Origin of the sequence: Escherichia sp. Marseille-Q3837 (assembly GCF_916618735.1) — a bacterium.
GTDB classification, from domain to species: Bacteria; Pseudomonadota; Gammaproteobacteria; order Enterobacterales; family Enterobacteriaceae; genus Escherichia; species Escherichia ruysiae.
Map to the genome: position 1 here is coordinate 2,891,994 of NZ_CAKAKC010000001.1, position 21,564 is coordinate 2,913,557.

21 protein-coding genes are annotated in these 21,564 nt (G+C 52.3%); 15 read left to right on the forward strand and 6 right to left on the reverse strand.

All coding sequences use genetic code 11. The features are described 5' to 3' along the window. Window positions 1-37 precede the first annotated feature (37 nt). The 7 genes from cheR (at window position 38) to flhe (ending at window position 6,822) form a co-directional block, all read left to right on the forward strand. Window positions 38-898 (forward strand): protein-glutamate O-methyltransferase CheR, encoded by an 861-nt coding sequence (cheR, locus tag LG381_RS13805; protein WP_222679593.1) that lies wholly within the window; start codon window positions 38-40, stop codon window positions 896-898. Window positions 899-900: 2 nt separating this feature from the next. Then, complete coding sequence (cheB, locus tag LG381_RS13810; protein ID WP_225762547.1) at window positions 901-1,950, forward strand: protein-glutamate methylesterase/protein glutamine deamidase; 1,050 nt, start codon at window positions 901-903, stop codon at window positions 1,948-1,950. 14 nt (window positions 1,951-1,964) lie between these two features. Continuing rightward, the gene (gene cheY, locus LG381_RS13815) at window positions 1,965-2,354 is read left to right on the forward strand and encodes a chemotaxis response regulator CheY (RefSeq protein WP_000763855.1); all 390 of its coding nucleotides are present in this window, start codon (window positions 1,965-1,967) and stop codon (window positions 2,352-2,354) included. 10 nt (window positions 2,355-2,364) lie between these two features. After that, the gene (cheZ, locus tag LG381_RS13820) at window positions 2,365-3,009 is read left to right on the forward strand and encodes a protein phosphatase CheZ (protein ID WP_000983593.1); all 645 of its coding nucleotides are present in this window, start codon (window positions 2,365-2,367) and stop codon (window positions 3,007-3,009) included. A 201-nt stretch (window positions 3,010-3,210) separates the two neighbouring features. After that, the gene (gene flhB / locus LG381_RS13825; protein WP_024212519.1) at window positions 3,211-4,359 is read left to right on the forward strand and encodes a flagellar biosynthesis protein FlhB; all 1,149 of its coding nucleotides are present in this window, start codon (window positions 3,211-3,213) and stop codon (window positions 4,357-4,359) included. Then, window positions 4,352-6,430, forward strand: coding sequence for a flagellar biosynthesis protein FlhA (gene flhA / locus LG381_RS13830; RefSeq protein WP_000067001.1), 2,079 nt, complete (start codon window positions 4,352-4,354; stop codon window positions 6,428-6,430). The genes flhB and flhA overlap by 8 nt, the downstream gene beginning before the upstream one ends. Further along, complete coding sequence (gene flhe / locus LG381_RS13835) at window positions 6,430-6,822, forward strand: flagellar protein FlhE (RefSeq protein WP_001221459.1); 393 nt, start codon at window positions 6,430-6,432, stop codon at window positions 6,820-6,822. Before flhA ends, flhe begins: the two co-directional genes overlap by 1 nt. Before the next feature lie 52 nt (window positions 6,823-6,874). Here flhe and argS read toward each other — a convergent pair whose 3' ends face one another. After that, window positions 6,875-8,608, reverse strand: a complete 1,734-nt coding sequence (gene argS / locus LG381_RS13840; RefSeq protein ID WP_001025326.1) for an arginine--tRNA ligase — start codon at window positions 8,606-8,608, stop codon at window positions 6,875-6,877. Window positions 8,609-8,822: 214 nt separating this feature from the next. Between argS and LG381_RS13845 the strand changes: the two genes are divergently transcribed. From LG381_RS13845 to torZ, 4 genes are all read left to right on the forward strand, one after another. Further along, window positions 8,823-9,389, forward strand: a complete 567-nt coding sequence (locus LG381_RS13845; RefSeq protein ID WP_010345044.1) for a VOC family protein — start codon at window positions 8,823-8,825, stop codon at window positions 9,387-9,389. 12 nt (window positions 9,390-9,401) lie between these two features. Next, window positions 9,402-10,148, forward strand: a complete 747-nt coding sequence (cutC, locus tag LG381_RS13850) for a copper homeostasis protein CutC (protein WP_225762548.1) — start codon at window positions 9,402-9,404, stop codon at window positions 10,146-10,148. A gap of 389 nt (window positions 10,149-10,537) precedes the next feature. Beyond that, window positions 10,538-11,638, forward strand: coding sequence for a NapC/NirT family cytochrome c (locus LG381_RS13855; protein WP_225762549.1), 1,101 nt, complete (start codon window positions 10,538-10,540; stop codon window positions 11,636-11,638). Window positions 11,639-11,662: 24 nt separating this feature from the next. After that, entirely contained in the window at window positions 11,663-14,092 is a 2,430-nt protein-coding gene (gene torZ, locus LG381_RS13860) for a trimethylamine N-oxide reductase TorZ (protein ID WP_225762550.1), read from the forward strand. Window positions 14,093-14,127: 35 nt separating this feature from the next. Here the strand turns inward: torZ and cmoB are convergent, their stop codons facing one another. From cmoB to LG381_RS13885, 5 genes are read right to left on the reverse strand one after another with little or no spacing between them, the layout of a single operon-like run. After that, window positions 14,128-15,099: a tRNA 5-methoxyuridine(34)/uridine 5-oxyacetic acid(34) synthase CmoB gene (cmoB, locus tag LG381_RS13865; protein ID WP_000564730.1), complete on the reverse strand. Its 972-nt coding sequence runs from the start codon at window positions 15,097-15,099 to the stop codon at window positions 14,128-14,130. Further along, complete coding sequence (gene cmoA, locus LG381_RS13870) at window positions 15,096-15,839, reverse strand: carboxy-S-adenosyl-L-methionine synthase CmoA (protein ID WP_000019591.1); 744 nt, start codon at window positions 15,837-15,839, stop codon at window positions 15,096-15,098. Before cmoA ends, cmoB begins: the two co-directional genes overlap by 4 nt. 40 nt (window positions 15,840-15,879) lie before the next feature. Continuing rightward, window positions 15,880-16,275: an MAPEG family protein gene (locus LG381_RS13875; RefSeq protein ID WP_010345040.1), complete on the reverse strand. Its 396-nt coding sequence runs from the start codon at window positions 16,273-16,275 to the stop codon at window positions 15,880-15,882. Window positions 16,276-16,327: 52 nt separating this feature from the next. Beyond that, on the reverse strand, window positions 16,328-17,146 hold the full coding sequence (locus tag LG381_RS13880) for a DUF72 domain-containing protein (protein ID WP_000639253.1): 819 nt from the start codon (window positions 17,144-17,146) through the stop codon (window positions 16,328-16,330). Then, a complete protein-coding gene (locus LG381_RS13885) occupies window positions 17,143-17,709 on the reverse strand; it encodes a hydrolase (RefSeq protein ID WP_085460798.1) in 567 nt (188 codons plus the stop codon). Before LG381_RS13885 ends, LG381_RS13880 begins: the two co-directional genes overlap by 4 nt. A gap of 310 nt (window positions 17,710-18,019) precedes the next feature. Between LG381_RS13885 and aspS the strand changes: the two genes are divergently transcribed. The 4 genes from aspS to ruvC are packed head-to-tail and all read left to right on the forward strand — an operon-like array spanning window position 18,020 to window position 21,563. Further along, on the forward strand, window positions 18,020-19,792 hold the full coding sequence (gene aspS, locus LG381_RS13890; protein ID WP_001258658.1) for an aspartate--tRNA ligase: 1,773 nt from the start codon (window positions 18,020-18,022) through the stop codon (window positions 19,790-19,792). Further along, the gene (gene nudB / locus LG381_RS13895) at window positions 19,785-20,237 is read left to right on the forward strand and encodes a dihydroneopterin triphosphate diphosphatase (RefSeq protein WP_077629663.1); all 453 of its coding nucleotides are present in this window, start codon (window positions 19,785-19,787) and stop codon (window positions 20,235-20,237) included. The genes aspS and nudB overlap by 8 nt, the downstream gene beginning before the upstream one ends. A gap of 29 nt (window positions 20,238-20,266) precedes the next feature. Then, window positions 20,267-21,007, forward strand: coding sequence for a YebC/PmpR family DNA-binding transcriptional regulator (locus LG381_RS13900; protein ID WP_000907234.1), 741 nt, complete (start codon window positions 20,267-20,269; stop codon window positions 21,005-21,007). A 34-nt stretch (window positions 21,008-21,041) separates the two neighbouring features. Next, on the forward strand, window positions 21,042-21,563 hold the full coding sequence (gene ruvC, locus LG381_RS13905; protein WP_001295503.1) for a crossover junction endodeoxyribonuclease RuvC: 522 nt from the start codon (window positions 21,042-21,044) through the stop codon (window positions 21,561-21,563). The last annotated feature ends 1 nt before the right edge of the window (window position 21,564 follow it).

The window sequence follows — 21,564 nt, forward strand, 5'->3', positions numbered from 1 at the left end:
TGTGCCAGTGGTTTCCTGAAGTGATTGAGAAGGCGCTATGACATCATCTCAGCCCTGTGGGCAAACGTCTTTATTGTTACAGATGAGCGAGCGCCTTGCGCTTTCCGACGTTCATTTTCGGCGGATAAGTCAATTGATCTATCAACGTGCGGGGATTGTTCTGGCCGACCACAAGCGTGACATGGTCTACAACCGGTTGATACGCCGTTTGCGCTCGCTAGGACTGGCCGATTTTGGTCATTATCTGAACATGCTGGAATCTAATCAGCTTAGCGGCGAGTGGCAGGCATTTATTAACTCGCTGACTACCAACCTGACGGCATTTTTCCGTGAAGAGCATCATTTCCCACTGCTCGCGGCTCACGCTCGCCGTCGTTCTGGGGAATATCGTGTATGGAGCGCGGCGGCGTCGACTGGTGAAGAGCCGTACAGCATTGCCATGACGCTGGCGGACACATTAGGCACCGCGCCTGGACGCTGGAAAGTGTTCGCCAGTGATATCGACACCGAAGTGCTGGAAAAAGCCAGAAGCGGCATTTATCGCCATGAAGAGCTGAAAAACCTGACGCCACAACAACTCCAGCGTTACTTCATGCGCGGCACGGGGCCGCATGAAGGGCTGGTGCGCGTGCGCCAGGAACTGGCGAGCTATGTCGATTTTTCCCCGCTGAATTTGTTGGCGAAACAGTACACCGTACCGGGGCCGTTTGATGCGATCTTCTGCCGTAACGTCATGATCTACTTTGATCAAACGACCCAACAGGAGATTTTGCGCCGCTTCGTGCCACTACTTAAACCTGACGGATTGCTGTTTGCGGGGCACTCTGAAAATTTCAGCCACCTTGAGCGCAGCTTCACGCTGCGTGGGCAGACGGTGTATGCGCTAAGTAAGGATTAACCATGAGCAAAATCAGGGTGTTGTCTGTCGATGATTCGGCACTGATGCGCCAGATCATGACGGAAATCATCAACAGCCATAGCGATATGGAAATGGTGGCAACGGCGCCCGATCCGCTGGTCGCGCGAGATTTGATTAAGAAATTCAACCCCGATGTGCTGACGCTGGATGTTGAAATGCCACGGATGGACGGACTGGATTTCCTCGAAAAGTTAATGCGTTTGCGTCCAATGCCCGTTGTGATGGTTTCTTCTCTGACCGGCAAAGGTTCTGAAGTGACGCTGCGTGCGCTGGAGTTGGGGGCGATTGATTTTGTCACTAAACCGCAACTGGGTATTCGAGAAGGGATGCTGGCGTACAGCGAAATGATCGCTGAAAAGGTGCGTACGGCGTCGAGGGCGAGCCTCGCGGCGCATAAACCATTATTGGCTCCGGCAACGCTGAAGGCGGGGCCGTTGTTGAGTTCAGAAAAACTGATTGCGATTGGTGCTTCAACGGGGGGCACCGAGGCAATTCGGCACGTATTGCAGCCGCTGCCGCTTTCCAGCCCGGCACTGTTAATCACCCAGCATATGCCGCCTGGCTTTACCCGTTCTTTTGCCGACCGCCTGAATAAGCTGTGTCAAATCGGTGTTAAAGAGGCCGAAGACGGAGAACGTGTTTTGCCGGGACATGCCTATATCGCACCGGGCGATCGACATATGGAACTGGCGCGCAGCGGCGCGAACTATCAAATCAAAATTCACGATGGCCCGGCGGTTAACCGCCATCGACCGTCGGTGGATGTGTTGTTTCATTCTGTCGCCAGACAGGCGGGGCGCAACGCGGTTGGAGTGATCCTCACCGGTATGGGCAACGACGGTGCGGCGGGAATGTTGGCGATGCGTCAGGCGGGGGCATGGACCCTTGCGCAAAACGAAGCAAGCTGTGTGGTGTTCGGTATGCCGCGCGAGGCCATCAATCTGGGGGGCGTCTGCGAAGTGGTCGATCTTAGCCAGGTAAGCCAGCAAATGCTGGCGAAAATCAGTGTCGGACAGGCGATACGTATTTAAATCAGGAGTGTGAAATGGCGGATAAAGAACTTAAATTTTTGGTTGTGGATGACTTTTCCACCATGCGACGCATTGTGCGTAACCTGCTGAAAGAGCTGGGTTTCAACAATGTTGAGGAAGCGGAAGATGGCGCTGATGCTCTCAACAAGTTACAGGCGGGCGGTTATGGCTTTGTGATTTCCGACTGGAATATGCCGAATATGGATGGTCTGGAGTTGCTGAAAACCATTCGTGCTGATGGTGCGATGTCGGCGTTGCCAGTGCTGATGGTGACCGCTGAGGCGAAGAAAGAGAACATTATCGCGGCAGCACAAGCGGGGGCCAGTGGCTATGTGGTTAAGCCATTTACCGCCGCGACGCTGGAGGAAAAACTCAACAAAATCTTTGAGAAACTGGGCATGTGAGGATGCGACTATGATGCAACCATCAATCAAACCTGCTGATGAACATGCAGCCGGCGATATCATTGCGCGCATCGGCAGCCTGACGCGTATGCTGCGTGACAGCCTGCGCGAGCTGGGACTGGATCAGGCGATAGCCGAAGCTGCGGAAGCTATCCCTGATGCCCGCGATCGCTTGTTCTACGTTGTGCAGATGACTGCGCAGGCCGCAGAGCGGGCGCTGAATAGCGTTGAGGCGTCGCAACCGCATCAGGATGAAATGGAGGAATCGGCAAAAGCATTAACCCAACGCTGGGATGACTGGTTCGCCGATCCGATTGACCTTGCCGACGCCCGTGAACTGGTGACAGATACACGGCAATTTCTGGCGGATGTGCCCGCTCATACCAGCTTCACAAACGCGCAGTTACTGGAAATTATGATGGCGCAGGATTTTCAGGATCTCACCGGGCAGGTGATTAAACGGATGATGGATGTGATTCAGGAAATTGAACGCCAGCTGTTGATGGTGCTGCTGGAAAATATCCCGGAACAGGATGCGCGTCCGAAACGTGAAAACCAGAGTTTGCTTAACGGACCACAGGTCGATACCAGCAAAGCCGGTGTGGTTGCCAGTCAGGATCAGGTGGACGATTTGTTGGATAGTCTTGGGTTTTGATTTGTATTGCCTGATGTGACGTGACCGCGTCATATCAGGCGGTCGGATAAGGCGTTTACGCCACATCCGACAAACGTGCGCCCTGTCTGATGTACTGCGGTAAAAGCCCTAAAGCCCACCTGTTTTGCCACTTATTCCAGGCATTGAATGCTTTCCGCTCTGGCATTATTCACGCTTATTACCATTTCCAGGATTGGCGACGTGTCTGACGAGAGCGACGACAAAACAGAAGCTCCCACACCTCACCGACTTGAAAAAGCGCGGGAAGAGGGGCAGATCCCGCGCTCCCGTGAGCTGACCTCACTGCTCATTTTACTGGTGGGCGTGTGTGTTATTTGGTTTGGTGGCGCGTCTCTGGCACGGCGGTTGTCGGGGATGCTCTCCGCCGGGCTGCATTTTGATCACAGCATCATCAATGACCCCAACCTCATTCTCGGACAGATTATTTTGCTGATCAGAGAAGCCATGCTTGCACTGTTGCCGCTGATTAGCGGTGTGGTGCTGGTGGCGCTCATTTCGCCGGTCATGCTGGGGGGGCTGGTATTTAGTGGTAAATCATTGCAACCGAAGTTTTCCAAACTCAACCCACTACCGGGCATTAAACGTATTTTCTCGGCGCAAACTGGCGCGGAGCTGCTGAAAGCTATCCTGAAATCTACACTGGTTGGCTGCGTTACTGGCTTTTATCTCTGGCATCACTGGCCGCAGATGATGCGCTTAATGGCGCAGTCACCCATTACCGCAATGGCTAACGCGATGGATGTTGTGGGGTTGTGTGCACTTTTAGTGGTGCTTGGTGTCATTCCGATGGTGGGATTTGACGTCTTTTTTCAAATTTTCAGCCACCTGAAAAAGCTGCGTATGTCACGGCAGGATATTCGTGATGAGTTCAAACAAAGCGAAGGCGATCCGCATGTCAAAGGGCGAATTCGTCAGATGCAGCGTGCTGCCGCGCGGCGTCGGATGATGGCCGATGTGCCGAAAGCGGACGTCATTGTTAATAACCCAACTCACTACTCAGTGGCATTGCAGTATGACGAAAACAAAATGAGCGCGCCGAAAGTCGTTGCTAAAGGCGCGGGGCTGGTGGCGTTACGCATTCGTGAAATCGCCGCTGAAAATAACGTCCCGACTCTTGAAGCGCCGCCGCTGGCGCGCGCGCTGTATCGACACGCAGAAATCGGCCAACAAATTCCCGGTCAACTGTATGCCGCCGTGGCGGAAGTGCTGGCCTGGGTCTGGCAACTGAAACGCTGGCGTCTGGCCGGTGGACAACGTCCTGAACAACCCACTCATCTTCCGGTGCCGGAAGCCCTGGATTTTATCAACGAGAAACCGTCCCATGAGTAATCTGGCCGCGATGCTGCGCCTGCCCGCAAACCTGAAATCGACACAGTGGCAGATCCTTGCCGGACCTATTTTGATCCTGCTGATCTTGTCGATGATGGTGCTGCCACTGCCCGCATTCATTCTCGACCTGCTGTTCACTTTCAACATTGCCTTGTCGATTATGGTGTTGCTGGTGGCGATGTTTACCCAGCGCACGCTTGAGTTTGCCGCGTTTCCGACCATTCTGTTGTTTACCACGCTGCTGCGTCTGGCGCTTAATGTGGCTTCCACGCGTATCATTTTGATGGAAGGGCATACTGGCGCGGCGGCGGCAGGGAAGGTGGTTGAAGCATTTGGTCATTTTCTCGTGGGCGGTAACTTTGCCATCGGCATTGTGGTGTTTGTCATCCTCGTGATCATCAACTTTATGGTCATTACCAAAGGTGCCGGACGTATCGCGGAAGTGGGTGCGCGCTTTGTTCTCGACGGAATGCCAGGAAAACAGATGGCGATTGATGCCGACCTCAACGCTGGCCTGATTGGCGAAGATGAAGCAAAAAAGCGACGTTCAGAAGTGACCCAGGAAGCTGATTTTTACGGCTCAATGGACGGGGCGAGTAAGTTTGTCCGTGGTGACGCCATCGCCGGGATCCTCATCATGGTCATTAACGTTGTTGGCGGATTGCTGGTTGGGGTGTTGCAACATGGCATGAGTATGGGTCATGCAGCGGAAAGTTATACGCTGTTGACCATCGGTGATGGTCTGGTCGCGCAAATACCTGCGCTGGTTATTTCTACCGCTGCGGGGGTTATCGTTACGCGAGTCAGTACCGATCAGGACGTTGGCGAGCAGATGGTGAATCAGCTTTTCAGTAACCCCAGCGTCATGTTGTTAAGTGCCGCAGTGCTCGGTTTACTGGGGCTGGTGCCGGGAATGCCAAACCTGGTATTTTTACTGTTCACAGCGGGATTGCTGGGGCTGGCATGGTGGGTTCGTGGACGTGAACAAAAAGCGCCCGCTGAACCGAAACCAGTGAAGATGGCGGAAAATAATGCCGTTGTCGAAGCGACCTGGAACGATGTGCAACTGGAAGATTCTCTGGGAATGGAAGTGGGTTATCGGCTGATTCCGATGGTCGATTTTCAGCAGGATGGCGAGTTGCTTGGTCGTATTCGCAGTATTCGCAAGAAATTTGCTCAGGAGATGGGCTTTCTACCGCCAGTGGTGCACATCCGCGACAATATGGATCTACAGCCTGCCCGCTATCGTATCTTGATGAAAGGCGTTGAGATTGGCAGTGGTGATGCTTATCCGGGGCGCTGGCTGGCCATTAACCCAGGAACAGCCGCCGGGACGCTACCCGGTGAAGTGACTGTCGATCCGGCATTTGGTCTTAATGCTATCTGGATCGAAAGTGCGCTAAAAGAACAAGCGCAGATTCAGGGATATACGGTGGTTGAAGCCAGTACAGTGGTGGCAACGCATCTTAACCACCTCATTAGTCAACATGCCGCAGAACTGTTTGGTCGTCAGGAGGCGCAGCAGTTACTGGATCGCGTGGCGCAGGAGATGCCAAAACTGACGGAGGATTTGGTTCCTGGCGTTATCACGCTTACCACGCTGCATAAAGTGCTACAAAACCTGCTTGATGAAAAAGTACCGATCCGCGATATGCGCACCATTCTTGAAACGCTGGCGGAACATGCGCCTATCCAGAGCGATCCGCATGAATTAACCGCCGTCGTGCGCGTGGCGCTGGGGCGGGCAATTACTCAGCAGTGGTTCCCCGGTAAAGATGAAGTTCACGTTATCGGTCTGGACACGCCACTGGAGCGTTTACTGTTACAGGCGTTGCAGGGCGGTGGCGGACTGGAACCGGGGCTGGCGGATCGTTTGCTGGCACAGACCCAGGAAGCATTATCCCGTCAGGAGATGCTGGGTGCGCCGCCAGTACTGTTGGTGAACCACGCGCTGCGTCCGCTATTGTCTCGCTTTCTGCGCCGTAGCCTGCCGCAACTGGTGGTGCTGTCGAATCTCGAACTCTCTGATAACCGGCAGATTCGGATGACGGCGACTATTGGGGGTAAATAATGAGGATCTTACTGGCGATATTGTTGTTTCCGCTGGTTGTACAAGCCGCCGGGGAGGGGATGTGGCAGACAAGTAGTGTGGGCGTTACGCTAAACCATCGCGGTGAGTCGATGTCGTCAGCGCCTCTTTCTTCGCGACAACCAGCATCAGGATTGATGACGCTGGTGGCGTGGCGTTATCAGCTTATCGGCCCGACACCATCGGGGCTGCGGGTACGCTTGTGTTCACAATCTCGTTGTGTCGAGTTAGACGGGCAGAGCGGGAGCACAGTGGCCTTTTCCGGTATACCGGCGGCAGAACCGTTGCGATTTATCTGGGAAGTGCCTGGCGGTGGGCGGTTAATTCCGCCGCTGAAGGTACAACGTAATGAAGTGATTGTGAATTACCGTTAGTGATAAAAAAGCCGATGTCTGCAACGACATCGGCCTTTGCGGTATGACGCGATTACATACGCTCTACCGTCTCAATACCCAGCGTATCCAGACCCAGTTTCAGCGTCTTCGCCGTCAGTTGCGCCAGTTTCAGACGGCTGTTACGCACTTCTTCGTTTTCTGCGCTAAGGATCGGGCAGTGCTCGTAGAAGCCAGAGAACAGACCGGCCAGATCGTACAGATAAGCACACATCACGTGCGGCGTGCCTTCACGGGCAACCACAGTGAGGGTTTCTTCAAACTGCAGCAGGCGAGCAGCCAATTGTGCTTCGCGATCTTCACGGATGATCACCGGAGCCGCAGCCAGTTGCTCTTCGTTAATTTCTGCTTTACGGAACACGGACAACACACGGGTGTAGGCATACTGCATGTACGGCGCAGTATTACCCTCAAACGCCAGCATGTTGTCCCAGTCGAAGATGTAGTCGGTGGTGCGGTTTTTGGAGAGATCCGCGTATTTCACCGCACCGATACCCACGGCATTGGCCAGTTTTTCCAGCTCGTCGGCTGGCATATCCGGGTTCTTCTCTGCCACCAGACGACGTGCACGCTCCAGGGCTTCATCCAGCAGATCGGCCAGTTTCACCGTACCGCCAGCACGGGTTTTAAACGGCTTGCCGTCTTTACCCAGCATCATGCCGAACATGTGGTGCTCCAGCGGTACGGATTCCGGCACGTAGCCTGCTTTACGGACGATCGCCCACGCCTGCATCAGGTGTTGATGCTGACGGGAGTCAATGTAATACAGCACGCGATCGGCATGTAGCGTCTCGTAACGGTACTTCGCACAGGCGATATCGGTGGTGGTGTAGAGATAGCCGCCATCTTTCTTCTGAATGATCACGCCCATCGGTTCGCCTTCCTTGTTTTTGAACTCATCAAGGAATACGACGGTTGCGCCTTCGCTTTCTACTGCCAGACCTTTGGCTTTCAGATCCGCCACGATACCCGGCAGCATCGGGTTGTACAGGCTTTCGCCCATCACGTCATCACGGGTCAGCGTCACGTTCAGACGATCGTAGGTGATCTGGTTCTGCGTCATGGTGATGTCGACCAGCTTGCGCCACATCTCGCGGAAATATTCGTCACCGCTTTGCAGTTTTACCACGTAGTTACGTGCACGCTCGGCGAACTCTTCATCTTCGTCGTAATGCTTTTTCGCATCGCGGTAGAAACCTTCAAGGTCAGCCAGCTCCATTTCACCGGCGTTTTCCTGCTGCTGCTTTTCCAGCCATGCAATCAGCATACCGAACTGAGTGCCCCAGTCGCCGACGTGGTTAGCACGAATCACTTTGTGACCGAGGAACTCCAGAGTACGTACTGCCGCGTCACCAATGATAGTGGAACGCAGATGACCGACGTGCATCTCTTTCGCCACGTTTGGCGCGGAGTAGTCAACCACAATGGTCTGTTTTTCTGGCGTAGCAACACCGAGACGATCGGACGCCAGCGCCTGCTGAACATGTTCAGCCAGGAATGCCGGATCAAGGAAAATGTTGATAAAGCCAGGACCGGCGATCTCAACTTTGCTGGCGATACCGTTAAGATCCAGATGAGTCAGCACCTGCTCTGCTAATTGTCGCGGTGCCATACCCAGTTTTTTAGCAACTGCCATCATGCCGTTAGCCTGATAGTCGCCGAACTGAACTTTTGCTGACTGACGAACCTGCGGTTCGCAATCCGCAGGCGCGCCTGCCGCAATCATGGCCTGACGGACTTTTTCTGAGAGAAGAGCCTGAATATTCACCGGAATACCTTACATTGATGAAGCGAGCAAAAATTGCCCGCACCAGTTAAAGAAATTAGGGCGGGAGTATACTGCAAATGGCTGTTTTCGTCAGCAACGTGCGCGTGGCGTATTGCCGTTTTCACTATTGCATCAGGAGCGGCGTGAAATCAGCGGTTGGTTGGCGCAGGGCAACAGGGTAAATTAACGCTTTTACCGAAGACGAAGAGTGATTATGGCGAACTGGCAATCTATCGACGAGTTGCAGGATATTGCAACGGATTTACCGCGATTTATCCATGCATTAGACGAACTTTCACGGCGTCTGGGGCTGGATATTACTCCGCTGACTGCCGATCACATTTCTTTGCGTTGCCATCAAAACGCCACCGCTGAACGCTGGCGTCGCGGGTTTGAACAGTGCGGCGAACTCCTGTCAGAAAATATGATCAATGGTAGACCGATTTGCCTGTTTAAATTGCGTGAACCGGTACAGGTTGCTCACTGGCAGTTTTCGATTGTTGAGTTGCCGTGGCCAGGGGAAAAACGCTACCCGCATGAAGGTTGGGAACATATCGAAATTGTTCTGCCAGGAGAGCCGGAAACGCTGAATGCCCGCGCGCTGGCGTTGCTTTCTGATGAAGGACTAAGCCTGCCGGGGATCTCGGTTAAAACCAGTTCGCCAAAAGGTGAGCATGAACGATTGCCGAATCCGACGCTGGCGGTCACCGATGGCAAAACGACGATAAAATTTCATCCATGGTCCATTGAAGAGATCGTTGCCAGCGAGCAGTCGGCGTAATAAGGAGCAAAAATGGCATTACTGGAAATTTGCTGTTACAGCATGGAATGCGCGCTGACGGCGCAGCAAAACGGTGCCGACAGAATAGAATTGTGTGCGGCACCGAAAGAAGGGGGGCTAACGCCGTCACTGGGCGTTCTGAAGTCCGTGCGCCAGCATGTTACGATCCCCGTACATCCGATCATCCGTCCACGCGGTGGCGATTTTTGCTACAGCGACGGCGAGTTTGCCGCCATTCTTGAAGATATCCGCACAGTGCGTGAATTAGGATTTCCTGGACTGGTGACAGGCCTTCTGGATGTTGATGGTAATGTCGATATGCCACGAATGGAAAAAATAATGGCGGCTGCTGGTCCGCTGGCCGTCACTTTTCATCGCGCCTTCGATATGTGCGCTAACCCTTTAAATACATTGAATAACCTTGCTGAATTAGGCATTGCCAGGGTGCTGACATCGGGGCAAAAATCTGATGCACTGCAAGGTTTATCAAAAATTATGGAACTTATTGCCTATGGTGATGCTCCAATCATCATGGCCGGAGCAGGAGTCCGTGCAGAAAACCTGCACCATTTCCTCGATGCCGGGATGCTGGAAGTCCATAGCTCTGCAGGAGCGTGGCAAGCCTCACCGATGCGTTATCGTAATCAGGGATTGTCCATGTCATCGGATGCACACGCGGACGAGTATTCGCGTTATGTCGTAGACGGGACGGCGGTTGCTGAAATGAAAGGAATCATTGAGCGCCATCAGGCCAAATGATTTTTACCGTTGCATCATGTCGCCCAATATGATGCTTGCTCGTACCAGGCCCCTGCCCATTCAACAGGGGCCTTTTTTTATCCTTGAGAAGTATGAAAAATGAACAGTTGCCGTGTCATATCGACTTCGTAATAGCGCGCCAAATCATGCTACTAAAAATGTTATATATATTCATATTAACTATGTAATTTAAATTATTAAAACTGCCAAATATATATTAAAAAATAACGGCTGGTTTCTTCTTTAATAATTAATGGTTAAATTGCAATAAATCATATTCTTTGTCGATTATTTCAGGCAGTGTTGTGCCGAATTTAGTGAGTTATTAATTCGTTGTATATTTATTTATACAGCTGGTTCGGTGTACTGGAATTTAATTAGAGGAATCTATGCGAGGGAAAAAACGCATTGGGTTATTTTTTCTGCTCATAGCAGTAGTGGTGGGTAGCGGTGGGTTATTGTTGGCGCAAAAAACGTTGCACAAAACGTCGGAAACGGCATTTTGTCTTTCCTGCCACTCAATGAGCAAACCGTTTGAGGAATATCAGGGGACTGTCCATTTCTCTAATCAAAAAGGTATTCGTGCTGAATGTGCCGATTGCCATATTCCAAAGTCAGGAATTGATTATTTATTTGCTAAATTAAAAGCATCTAAAGATATTTATCATGAATTTGTTAGCGGCAAAATAGACAGCGACGATAAGTTCGAATCCCATCGTCAGGAAATGGCCGAAACAGTGTGGAAAGAATTAAAAGCCTCAGACTCTGCAACGTGCCGTAGTTGCCATTCTTTTGATGCCATGGATATTGCATCGCAAAGTGAAGCTGCGCAGAAAATGCATACCAAAGCGCAAAAAGATGGCGAAACGTGTATTGATTGCCACAAAGGGATTGCCCATTTTCCGCCAGAAATAAAAATGGATGACAACGCGGCGCATGAACTGGAAAGTCAGGCCGCCACATCAGTGACTAATGGCGCGCATATTTATCCTTTCAAACCGTCCCGCATAGGTGAACTGGCTACTGTGAATCCAGGCACCGATCTTACGGTTGTTGATGCCAGTGGCAAACAGCCGCTCGTCCTGTTGCAGGGTTATCAGATGCAGGGCAGTGAAAACACGCTCTACCTGGCGGCAGGTCAACGACTGGCGTTAGCCACACTAAGCGAAGAAGGTATCAAGGCGCTAACGGTAAATGGGGAATGGAAAGCTGACGAATACGGTAATCAATGGCGTAAGGCGTCATTACAGGGGACGCTTACCGATCCCGCATTAGCGGACCGTAAACCGCTATGGCAATACGCTGAAAAACTCGACGATACCTATTGCGCTGGTTGCCATGCACCTATTGCCGCCGATCATTACACCGTCAATGCATGGCCGTCCATTGCCAAAGGGATGGGGGCGCGAACCAGCATGAGCGAAAACGAACTGGATATTTTGACGCGGTACTTTCAGTACAACGCTAAAGATATTACCGAGAAACAGTGATCTTCGTTGATCAGGGAGGAAGTTATGACATTAACAAGACGTGAGTTTATTAAACATAGCGGTATTGCGGCAGGGGCGCTGGTGGTGACATCGGCTGTACCGTTACCTGCATGGGCAGAAGAGAAGGGCGGTAAAATTCTTACCGCAGGCCGTTGGGGAGCGATGAACGTAGAAGTGAAGGACGGTAAAATTGTTTCTTCTACAGGCGCGCTGGCGAAGACCATCCCGAACTCTTTGCAATCTACGGCGGCGGATCAGGTGCATACCACGGCGCGTATTCAGCATCCGATGGTGCGAAAAAGCTATCTCGATAATCCACTGCAACCGGCGAAAGGTCGCGGCGACGACAGTTACGTTCAGGTGAGCTGGGAACAGGCATTAAAACTGATTCATGAGCAACACGATCGCATTCGCAAGGCCAATGGACCATCTGCCATTTTTGCCGGATCTTACGGCTGGCGTTCTTCTGGCGTGTTGCATAAAGCGCAAACTTTACTGCAACGTTATATGAATCTGGCGGGTGGTTATTCAGGACATAGTGGCGATTACTCAACCGGAGCTGCGCAGGTGATCATGCCGCACGTTGTCGGTTCCGTGGAGGTTTATGAACAGCAGACCTCCTGGCCGCTGATTCTGGAAAACAGCCAGGTGGTGGTGCTGTGGGGGATGAACCCGCTGAATACCTTAAAAATTGCCTGGAGTAGTACCGATGAGCAAGGGCTGGAGTACTTCCATCAACTGAAGAAATCCGGCAAACCGGTGATTGCCATTGATCCTATCCGTTCCGAAACGATCGAGTTCTTTGGCGACAACGCTACCTGGATCGCGCCGAATATGGGGACTGACGTGGCGCTGATGTTAGGGATTGCGCATACCCTTCTGACACAAGGCAAACACGATAAAGCGTTCCTTGAAAAATACACCACTGGCTATCCGCAGTTTGAAGAGTATCTGACAGGCAAGAAAGATAGTACGCCGAAGAGCGCGGCCTGGGCGGCGGAAATTACCGGTGTGCCGGAAGCGCAGATAGTCAAACTCGCCGAACTGATGGCGGCGAATCGCACGATGCTGATGGCAGGCTGGGGAATCCAACGCCAGCAATACGGTGAACAGAAACACTGGATGCTGGTGACCCTGGCGGCCATGCTAGGGCAGATTGGTACGCCGGGCGGCGGCTTTGGTTTCTCTTATCATTACTCCAACGGTGGCAATCCGACACGCGTTGGCGGCGTACTGCCGGAAATGTCTGCGGCGATTGCCGGACAGGCCAGTGAGGCCGCTGATGATGGCGGAATGACGGCGATCCCTGTCGCCCGTATTGTCGATGCGCTGGAAAATCCTGGCGGCAAATATCAGCACAACGGTAAAGAACAAACTTACCCAAATATCAAAATGATCTGGTGGGCTGGCGGCGGTAATTTCACCCATCACCAGGATACCAATCGTCTGATCAAAGCCTGGCAGAAACCAGAGCTGATCGTCGTTTCTGAATGTTACTGGACGGCAGCAGCTAAACACGCGGATATCGTATTACCGATCACCACATCGTTTGAGCGCAATGACCTGACGATGACCGGCGACTACAGCAACCAGCACATCGTACCGATGAAGCAAGTGGTTGCGCCGCAGTTTGAAGCACGTAACGATTTTGACGTGTTTGCCGATCTTGCTGAATTACTGAAACCTGGCGGAAAAGAGATCTATACCGAAGGTAAAGATGAAATGGCGTGGCTGAAATTTTTCTATGATGCCGCTCAGAAAGGTGCGCGTGCGCAACGCGTCACTATGCCGATGTTTAATGCCTTCTGGCAGCAAAATAAACTGCTTGAAATGCGCCGCAGCGAGAAGAACGAGCAATATGTTCGCTATGGCGATTTCCGCGCCGATCCGGTGAAAAATGCGCTGGGTACGCCAAGCGGCAAAATTGAGATCTATTCCAAAACGCTGGAAAAATTTGCTTATAAGGATTGCCCGGCACACCCAACCTGGCTTGCGCCTGATGAGTGGAAAGGTACCGCCGACGAGAAGCAGTTGCAGCTTCTGACCGCACATCCGGCACACCGTTTACACAGTCAGCTTAACTATGCGGAACTGCGTAATAAATATGCGGTTGCCGATCGTGAGCCGCTCACCATTCATACAGAAGATGCTGCTCGCTTTGGCATTGCGAACGGCGATCTGGTACGCGTCTGGAACAAACGCGGTCAGATCCTGACGGGAGCCGTGGTGACTGACGGGATCAAAAAAGGCGTGGTGTGCGTCCATGAAGGCGCATGGCCGGATCTGGAAAATGGCTTGTGTAAAAACGGCTGCGCAAATGTGTTAACGGCGGATATCCCCAGCTCGCAGCTGGCGAATGTCTGTGCCGGTAACACCTCGTTGGTGTATATCGAAAAATACACGGGCAATGCGCCGAAGTTAACGGCGTTTGATCAGCCAGCTGTTCAGGCGTAAGACGTGAATAGCGCCCGGAAACGGGCGCTAAATTTTTACGGCTTACGCGCAATCAGCACCGCGCGTTTAGGCGCGGGATAACCTTCTACCGTTTTACTCGGATCATGCGGGTCGAGGAAATCGGACAGAGACTCGGTAACCATCCATTCAGTGCGACGCTGCTCTTCTGTTGTAGTGACGCTCACGTCCGCAATGCGGATATCAACAAAACCACACTTCTTCAGCCAGTTTTTCAGCGCCAGCGCCGAGGGAATAAAGTAGACATTACGCATTTGCGCGTAACGATCGCCCGGCACCAGTACCGTGTTTTCGTCGCCATCAATAACCAGTGTTTCCAGTACCAGTTCACCTTCATTCACCAGTTGATCTTTCAACTGCCAGAGATGCTCCAGCGGTGAACGACGATGATAAAGCACGCCCATCGAAAAGACGGTATCAAAGGCTTTCAGTGCCGGAAGTTGTTCAATACCTAACGGTAACAAATGTGCGCGCTGATCGTTACCCAGCAGTTTGCGCACCGCTTCAAACTGGCAGAGGAAAAGTTGGGTCGGGTCGATCCCCACCGCGAGGTGCGCGCCTGCGCCGATCATGCGCCACATGTGATAACCGCTGCCACAGCCGACATCAAGAATGGTGCGCCCGGTTAAATCAGAAAGATGGGGCAGGACGCGATCCCATTTCCAGTCGGAACGCCATTCGGTATCGATGTTGACGCCATACAGTGAGAACGGCCCTTTGCGCCACGGCATCAGGTTGCGCATCAGCGTTTCAATGCGTTTAATTTGCCCCGCGCTCAGTGGCTCTTCGCTTTCTGCCGTCACGCTATGCAATAAATCAAGACGATACGGTTTAATTTCAGGTAGAAATTCCACCGCATTTGACCACTGCTTAAACAACCCGTGCTGCTGTTCACGCTGCCAGTTAGCAATCTGCGCGGGCAGTGTTTCCAGCCAGTGCGAAAGGTGATTTTTGGCAATCAGAGAATAAAAGTTACCAAAGTCGATCATGCAGCGTCCTCTGCTTTTAATGCCACCAGCGAACCAAAGTTAAAGCACTGGAACCATAGCTCGCTATGTTCAAACCCGGCTTGATGCAGACGCGCTTTGTGGGTTTCAACAGAATCGGTCAGCATTACGTTTTCTAACATGCTGCGCTTCTGGCTGATTTCCAGCTCACTGTAACCGTTGGCTCGTTTAAAGTCGTGGTGCATGTTGAAGAGCAGTTCACCAACTTTGGCATCTTCAAAACTGAATTTTTCCGAAAGCACCAGCGCGCCGCCTGGGTTCAGCCCTTGATAAATTTTATCCAGTAACGCCTGGCGCTCGGAAGGTTCCAGGAATTGCAGGGTAAAATTCAGTACCACCATTGACGCGTTTTCAATAGCGATATCGCGAATGTCACCTTCGATCACGTCTACAGGTGTCGGCGCTTTGTATGCATCGATATGGCGACGGCAGCGTTCGATCATCGCCGGGGAGTTGTCGATGGCAATAATTTTGCAATTATCATGATGAATGTTGCGACGCACCGAGAGCGTCGCCGCGCCCAGAGAACAACCCAGATCGTAAACCTGCGTACCAGGTTGAACGAAGCGTTCGGCTAACATACCAATCATGGAAATAATATTGGAATAGCCGGGAACGGAACGCTGGATCATATCCGGGAAGACTTCAGCTACCCGTTCATCAAAGGTCCAGTCGCCCAGTCTGGCGATAGGGGCAGAAAATAGCGTGTCGCGGTGAGACATAACGTAAAAATCCGGGAAAAAGAAAGTGGCGTATTGTGCGCTAACGCAGGGAGAAAACCAACTCCCAGGGCATATACCAAAGATTCGCCAGCACCATCAGCAACAGCGCACACCAGGTGGCGCTCATGCCGGAACGTCGCCAGCGGAACAGACGGTGATGAAAACCGTAATAATGCATCAGACGACCAGCAAGCAAAACGATGCCGCAAATATGCACCATCCAGGTTTCTGCGCCATTCATTTCCATAAACAGCATCAACACAATCGCGATGGGAATATATTCCACCGCGTTACCGTGAATGCGAATGGCGCTTTGCAGTTCGCTAAAACCGCCGTCGCCATAGGCAACGCGATATTGCAAACGCAGGCGAACAACATCGAAAGAGAACTTCATTAATAACAACGCACCTAAAACGGCATACAGCGCGCTTACCATACAAACTCCCTTTAAAATGGCCGATGGCACTTGTCTATGATAGGTGGCAATTTCAGAAAAGAGAAGATTGCTGTGGAATAGCCGGAACTGCTCCGATCTCTGGGAGTGTTTTACGCAAGTCTTCCCACAGAGTATGTACCAGTTCCGGTGCCTGGGCGATATCAGGTGTATGCAGGAAAAGATAAGGCGTGGTGGTCTGTTGCCATTGCGCTAATTTTTGCAACCAGACCTGAAATAATTCCCGGTTTTGTGTCATATCATCGCTACCGATAAAACGGATCAGCGGATTCTTTGCCGTCAACACGGCATGTACCGGAACTTTCGGTTTTTTCCGTTGCGCATCGCGAATGGCTTCATTATGCGGACGTGCTGCATGAACCGGACGGCTGTCTAAAATCACCCGATTAACGCTGCGTTGATGCAAACCTCGATTAAGCGTTTGTTCTTCTTCGCCTTTGGTGAAAAACTGCGGATGGCGGACTTCCACACCATAGGTAAATTCGCCAGGAAGAGAATCGAGAAAGTGCCATAGCGCAGGCAGATCCCGTGGAGCAAACGTGGCGGGCAATTGCAGCCAGTATTGTCCAATGCGCGGCGCTAACGGCGACATACGGGTCAAAAATTCAGTCACTAAATCATCGCAATGCCGCAATGCTGCCTGATGCGAAATGGTTGCCGGAAATTTAAAACAAAAACGAAAATCATCGGTGGTCTGCTCGCGCCAACGCAGAACCACTTCCTGCTTTGGCAGAGCATAAAGGGTGGTGTTGCCCTCCACACAGTTAAAGTGGCGGGCATACTCTTCCAGGCTGGAGATCCCCAAACGCACCCATTTTGGATGCGACCATTGCGGCAGACCGATGTAAATCATAATGCGTTGAGGATCTCTTCCACGCGACGCACGCGGGCAATGCGCGGGTAGATATGGTTGATGCTGTTATTGTGCTGTTCGGTGCTGGCTGCACTACAGGCGTCTTCGGCAATCACCAGATTAAAGCCCAGCTCCCAGGCATTGCGGGCAGTTGATTCGACACCGATATTGGTCGAGATCCCACATAAGACGATGGTGTCAATGCCACGACGGCGTAATTGTAACTCCAGATCCGTACCGTAAAACGCCCCCCATTGACGTTTGATGATTTCGATATCGCTGTCAGTTGCACCTAACGCCGCAGGATGTTGCCACCAGTTTTCCGGTAATGTTCTGGCAGGTGAGGGAGCATCAACTGGCTGTTTTAATGCTTCGGCGTAATCGGCAGACCAGCCGACGCGCACCAGAAACACAGGCTGACCGTTAGTTCGAAATTTCGCCGCCAGCTTCCCGGCGCGATTAACGACATCTTCAGCAGTGTGCGGACCACCGGCAAACGGTAAGATGCCTTCTTGTAAATCAATCACCACCAGCGCAGTGGTTTTAGCATTCAGTTCAAGCATGATGACTCCAGATAAAACAAAATCGAGCCTCTCACCTTAATGCGATTAGCCGATGGCAGAACGACAAATTTTGTTAATTTTTATGTGCTCAGGCAACACCTTTATAGCAAACAAGGGTAGAGTCTGATTTCAGGCCTGATATAAAGTGGTAACGAGTCGTTCCAGAGCGGGCCAGACTCTTACGGTGCGGCAGAATTTCCAGTATAATAGCCGCCTTTTTTCATTCAGTTGTGACATACAGCTAACGCTGCGACTTAGGTCACCTGCGCAGCAGGGGACGTCCGCCGGCAGCTAAGTTAAGGGATATCTCATGCGTACAGAATATTGTGGACAGCTCCGTTTGTCCCACGTGGGGCAGCAGGTGACTCTGTGTGGTTGGGTCAACCGTCGTCGTGATCTTGGTAGCCTGATCTTCATCGATATGCGCGACCGCGAAGGTATCGTGCAGGTATTTTTCGATCCGGATCGTGCGGACGCGTTAAAGCTGGCCTCTGAACTGCGTAATGAGTTCTGCATTCAGGTAACGGGCACCGTGCGTGCGCGTGACGAAAAAAATATCAACCGCGATATGGCGACCGGCGAAATCGAAGTGCTGGCGTCCTCGCTGACCATCATCAACCGCGCAGACGTTCTGCCGCTTGACTCTAACCACGTCAACACCGAAGAAGCGCGTCTGAAATACCGCTATCTTGATCTGCGTCGCCCGGAAATGGCTCAGCGCCTGAAAACCCGTGCAAAAATTACCAGCTTGGTGCGCCGTTTTATGGACGACCACGGCTTCCTCGACATCGAAACCCCGATGCTGACCAAAGCGACGCCGGAAGGCGCGCGTGACTACCTGGTGCCTTCTCGTGTGCATAAAGGCAAATTCTACGCGCTGCCGCAATCTCCGCAGTTGTTCAAACAGTTGCTGATGATGTCCGGTTTCGACCGTTATTATCAGATAGTCAAATGCTTCCGTGACGAAGACCTGCGTGCTGACCGTCAGCCAGAATTTACCCAGATCGATGTGGAAACTTCTTTCATGACCGCGCCGCAAGTGCGTGAGGTAATGGAAGCCCTGGTGCGTCATCTGTGGCTGGAAGTGAAGGGCGTGGATCTGGGCGATTTCCCGGTAATGACCTTTGCGGAAGCCGAACGCCGTTACGGTTCCGATAAACCGGATCTGCGTAACCCGATGGAACTGACCGACGTTGCCGATCTGCTGAAATCTGTTGAATTTGCGGTATTCGCGGGTCCAGCGAACGATCCGAAAGGCCGCGTTGCTGCTCTGCGTGTTCCGGGCGGTGCATCGCTGACCCGTAAGCAGATCGATGAATACGGTAACTTCGTCAAAATCTATGGCGCGAAAGGTCTGGCTTACATCAAAGTTAACGAACGTGCGAAAGGTCTGGAGGGTATCAACAGCCCGGTAGCGAAGTTCCTTAATGCAGAAATCATCGAAGCCATCCTGGATCGTACTGCCGCGCAAGATGGCGATATGATTTTCTTCGGTGCCGACAACAAGAAAATTGTTGCCGACGCGATGGGCGCACTGCGCCTGAAAGTGGGTAAAGACCTTGGTCTGACCGACGAAAGCAAATGGGCGCCGCTGTGGGTTATCGACTTCCCGATGTTTGAAGACGACGGCGAAGGTGGCCTGACCGCGATGCACCATCCGTTCACCGCACCGAAAGACATGACTGCTGCCGAGCTGAAAGCGGCACCGGAAAATGCGGTGGCGAACGCTTATGATATGGTCATCAATGGTTACGAAGTGGGCGGTGGTTCTGTGCGTATCCATAATGGTGATATGCAACAGACTGTATTTGGCATTCTGGGTATCACCGAAGAGGAACAGCGCGAGAAATTCGGCTTCCTGCTCGACGCCCTGAAATATGGCACTCCGCCGCACGCAGGTCTGGCATTTGGCCTTGACCGTCTAACCATGCTGCTGACCGGCACTGACAACATCCGTGACGTTATCGCCTTCCCGAAAACCACAGCGGCAGCGTGTCTGATGACTGAAGCACCGAGCTTTGCTAACCCGACGGCTCTGGCTGAGCTGAGCATTCAGGTTGTGAAGAAGGCTGAGAATAATTGATATGACTTATAAGCGTCCCGTTTCGATCTTAGTGGTCATCTATGCACAAGATACGAAACGGGTGCTGATGTTACAGCGGCGTGACGATCCCGATTTCTGGCAGTCGGTAACCGGCAGCGTGGAAGAGGGTGAAACCGCGCCGCAAGCTGCCATGCGCGAAGTAAAGGAAGAGGTCACCATTGATGTTGTCGCTGAACAACTGACCTTAATTGACTGTCAACGCACGGTAGAGTTTGAAATTTTTTCACATTTGCGTCATCGCTATGCGCCGGGTGTGATGCGCAATACAGAATCATGGTTCTGTCTTGCGCTCCCGCACGAACGCCAGATTGTTTTTACTGAACATTTGGCCTACAAGTGGCTTGATGCGCCCGCAGCAGCGGCGCTCACTAAGTCGTGGAGCAACCGGCAGGCGATTGAAGAGTATGTAATTAACGCTGCCTGAACAGGCAGGGCTATTTGGAGATATTTTTTATGGCAGGTCATAGTAAATGGGCCAACACCAGACATCGTAAAGCCGCGCAGGATGCTAAGCGCGGTAAAATCTTCACTAAAATCATTCGTGAGCTGGTGACCGCAGCTAAACTGGGCGGCGGCGATCCGGATGCTAACCCGCGTCTGCGTGCAGCCATTGATAAAGCACTGTCTAACAACATGACCCGTGACACTCTGAACCGCGCAATTGCACGTGGTGTGGGCGGTGATGATGATGCGAACATGGAAACCATCATCTACGAAGGTTACGGTCCTGGCGGCACTGCAATCATGATTGAATGTCTGTCTGACAACCGTAACCGTACTGTTGCTGAAGTGCGTCACGCATTCAGCAAATGTGGCGGCAACCTCGGTACTGACGGTTCCGTAGCCTATCTGTTCAGCAAAAAAGGCGTGATCTCCTTCGAGAAAGGTGATGAAGACACCATCATGGAAGCGGCGCTGGAAGCAGGTGCAGAAGACGTTGTGACCTATGATGACGGCGCAATCGACGTCTACACTGCATGGGAAGAGATGGGTAAAGTACGTGATGCTCTGGAAGCGGCTGGTCTGAAAGCAGACAGCGCAGAAGTTTCCATGATCCCGTCAACCAAAGCCGATATGGATGCAGAAACTGCACCGAAACTGATGCGTCTGATCGATATGCTGGAAGACTGTGACGACGTGCAGGAAGTTTACCATAACGGTGAGATCTCTGATGAGGTTGCAGCGACCCTCTGATGAGGCCGGCTAAACAACAAAACGGAGACGCGTGATGGCTATTATTCTCGGTATTGACCCGGGTTCGCGCGTTACCGGCTACGGCGTTATCCGTCAGGTGGGCAGGCAACTGTCCTACCTGGGCAGTGGATGCATACGCACCAAAGTGGATGATTTACCGTCTCGTCTGAAGCTCATCTATGCGGGCGTGACGGAAATCATCACCCAGTTCCAGCCCGATTATTTCGCAATCGAACAAGTCTTTATGGCGAAGAATGCCGACTCTGCCCTGAAACTGGGGCAGGCACGCGGCGTGGCGATTGTGGCGGCGGTGAATCAGGAATTGCCAGTATTTGAATATGCGGCACGTCAGGTAAAGCAAACGGTGGTAGGTATTGGTAGTGCCGAAAAAAGCCAGGTGCAGCATATGGTGCGCACTTTGCTAAAACTACCCGCCAACCCACAGGCGGACGCCGCCGATGCGCTGGCGATTGCCATCACCCACTGCCATGTCAGCCAGAATGCGATGCAGATGAGCGAATCGAGGCTGAATCTGGCTCGCGGGCGACTGCGTTAAG

Coding starts and splice junctions, on each gene's coding strand:
- torZ (WP_225762550.1), top strand. CDS start 11,663: ATGACATTAACAAGACGTGAGTTTATTAAACATAGCGGTATTGCGGCA.
- LG381_RS13845 (WP_010345044.1), top strand. CDS start 8,823: ATGGCGAACTGGCAATCTATCGACGAGTTGCAGGATATTGCAACGGAT.
- cheZ (WP_000983593.1), top strand. CDS start 2,365: ATGATGCAACCATCAATCAAACCTGCTGATGAACATGCAGCCGGCGAT.
- flhe (WP_001221459.1), top strand. CDS start 6,430: ATGAGGATCTTACTGGCGATATTGTTGTTTCCGCTGGTTGTACAAGCC.
- ruvC (WP_001295503.1), top strand. CDS start 21,042: ATGGCTATTATTCTCGGTATTGACCCGGGTTCGCGCGTTACCGGCTAC.
- cheB (WP_225762547.1), top strand. CDS start 901: ATGAGCAAAATCAGGGTGTTGTCTGTCGATGATTCGGCACTGATGCGC.
- LG381_RS13875 (WP_010345040.1), bottom strand. CDS start 16,275: ATGGTAAGCGCGCTGTATGCCGTTTTAGGTGCGTTGTTATTAATGAAG.
- cheY (WP_000763855.1), top strand. CDS start 1,965: ATGGCGGATAAAGAACTTAAATTTTTGGTTGTGGATGACTTTTCCACC.
- cutC (WP_225762548.1), top strand. CDS start 9,402: ATGGCATTACTGGAAATTTGCTGTTACAGCATGGAATGCGCGCTGACG.
- cheR (WP_222679593.1), top strand. CDS start 38: ATGACATCATCTCAGCCCTGTGGGCAAACGTCTTTATTGTTACAGATG.
- LG381_RS13900 (WP_000907234.1), top strand. CDS start 20,267: ATGGCAGGTCATAGTAAATGGGCCAACACCAGACATCGTAAAGCCGCG.
- aspS (WP_001258658.1), top strand. CDS start 18,020: ATGCGTACAGAATATTGTGGACAGCTCCGTTTGTCCCACGTGGGGCAG.
- cmoB (WP_000564730.1), bottom strand. CDS start 15,099: ATGATCGACTTTGGTAACTTTTATTCTCTGATTGCCAAAAATCACCTT.
- cmoA (WP_000019591.1), bottom strand. CDS start 15,839: ATGTCTCACCGCGACACGCTATTTTCTGCCCCTATCGCCAGACTGGGC.
- flhA (WP_000067001.1), top strand. CDS start 4,352: ATGAGTAATCTGGCCGCGATGCTGCGCCTGCCCGCAAACCTGAAATCG.
- LG381_RS13880 (WP_000639253.1), bottom strand. CDS start 17,146: ATGATTTACATCGGTCTGCCGCAATGGTCGCATCCAAAATGGGTGCGT.
- LG381_RS13855 (WP_225762549.1), top strand. CDS start 10,538: ATGCGAGGGAAAAAACGCATTGGGTTATTTTTTCTGCTCATAGCAGTA.
- LG381_RS13885 (WP_085460798.1), bottom strand. CDS start 17,709: ATGCTTGAACTGAATGCTAAAACCACTGCGCTGGTGGTGATTGATTTA.